At 70.7% G+C, this 1,948-nt stretch carries 1 protein-coding gene; it reads left to right on the plus strand.

What is annotated here, in order from left to right; all coding sequences use genetic code 11:
• Positions 1–1,948: WD40/YVTN/BNR-like repeat-containing protein (locus BN3385_RS28475; RefSeq protein ID WP_502688026.1), on the plus strand; the 1,948-nt coding region annotated here is incomplete at both ends.

A 1,948-nucleotide genomic window follows, 5' to 3' on the forward strand; every position in this document is an offset into this window, starting at 1 on the left:
GGCGACGGGGGCAAAGGCGGCACCGGCGGCACGGGTGGTCAAGCCGGACAAGGTCGAACCCTGCTGCTGTTCAACAACACTGGGATCTCCGGCGCCGGTGGGGACGGCGGGGACGGCGGTAAAGCCGGCACCCCCGGTGACGGCGGGAACGGCGCCAACGGCGACGCCACGGTCACCAAGGGTGGCGATGGTGGCGATGGCGGGAACCCCGGCGCAGTCGGCCAGGGCGGTCAAGGCGGCACCGGAGGAACCGGCGCCGATGACGGACACAGCGGCAACACCGGCGCCGCAGCCACCTCCAGCGGCAACGGCGGCCAAGGCGGCAACGGGTATGACGCCGCCACCGACACCAACGCCACACCCGGCACCGACGGAGGTGACGGCGGCAAAGGCGGCAACGGCGGAGCAGTCGGCAACGGCGGCCAAGGCGGAACAGGCGGAGACGGCAAGGACGGCGCGGCGGGCACCCCCGGAGCTTCAGCCGCTTTGGCCATCGCTTTCGCCAACAAGACCGCCGCCAATAGCGGCCTGGGCAGCGACGTCGTCAACGGGGTGTACGTCGTCGGCAATACCGTCTACGCCGCCACTGGCCTTGGTTTGAGTATCTCCACCAACGGCGGTGCCACCTTCACCAACAAAACCACCGCCGACGGCCTAGGCAGCAATTTCGTGACCGGGGTCTACGCCGTCGGCACCACCGTCTACGCCGCCACCACCAATGGGTTGAGCATTTCCACCGACGGCGGTGCCACCTTCACCAACAAGACCACCGCCGACGGACTGGGCAGCGTCGGCGTAAACGGGGTCTACGCCATAGACACCACCGTCTACGCCGCCACCATTAATGGGTTGAGCATCTCCACCGACGGCGGTCAGCACTTCCAGAACAAGACAACTGCCGACGGCCTCGGCGCCGACGTCGTGCGGGGCGTGTATGCCGTCGGCACCACCGTCTACGCCGGGACCGACGGCACGGGCGTGGGCGGTGGGGTGAGCATCTCGACCGACGGCGGTCAGAACTTCACGAACTACACCGACGGCCTGGGCAACCTCAGCGTGTCGGGCGTGTACGCCGTCGGCAACACCGTCTACGCCGCGACCAGCAATGGGCTCGGCATCTCCACCGACGGTGGTCAGCACTTCACCAACAAGACCACCGCCGACGGCCTCGGCAGCAACAGCGTACGGGGCGTGTACGCCGTCGGCGACACCGTCTACGCCGCCACCGGACTGACCAATACTGTTGGCGGATTGAGCATTTCCACCGATGGCGGGGACACCTTCACCAACCGAAACACCACCAATAGCGGACTGAACGGGATAGTTGTGCGTGGCGTGTACGTGAGCGGGGGCACCGTCTACGCGGCGAAATCCGGCAGCCCCACCACCGGAGGCTTGAGTATCTCCCTGCCCGACACCGCGGGCGCCGGCCAGCAAGGCGGGGCCGGCGGCCAGGGCGGCCAGGGCGGCAACGCGGGCACCGGCGGCACCAACGGCGACGGCGGTCGCGGCGGAAACGGCGGTACCGGCGGACAAGGCGGCGCAGGTGCTGACGGCAACGCACTCGGGGCAGCCACCAACGGTGGCGACGGCGGGCAGGGCGGCGGCGCAGGCGCCGGTGGCGCAGCCGGCGCCACCGCAGGAGCCGGCGGCAGCGCCGGCACCAATGGCACCGGCGGCACCGGCGGGCACGGCGGCGACGGTGGCGACGCCTACCAAACAGGCTTGGCAGGCACCTCCCCCGGCGCAGCGGGCGCTCAAGGCGCCACCGGCGGAGCCGGCGGCAGTGGCGGTGCCGGCGGCACTGGTGTCAACGGCACGAACGGCGGTCACGGCGGTGACGGCGGTGACGGCGGTGCTGGCGGACAAGGCGGTGACGGGGCAGAGGGTGACACCACCCACAACGGCGGAAACGGCGGCACCGGCGGCACCGGCGGCGCTGCTGGCG

Origin of the sequence: Mycobacterium sp. M26 (genome assembly GCF_001494595.1) — a bacterium.
Taxonomy (GTDB): domain Bacteria; phylum Actinomycetota; class Actinomycetes; order Mycobacteriales; family Mycobacteriaceae; genus Mycobacterium.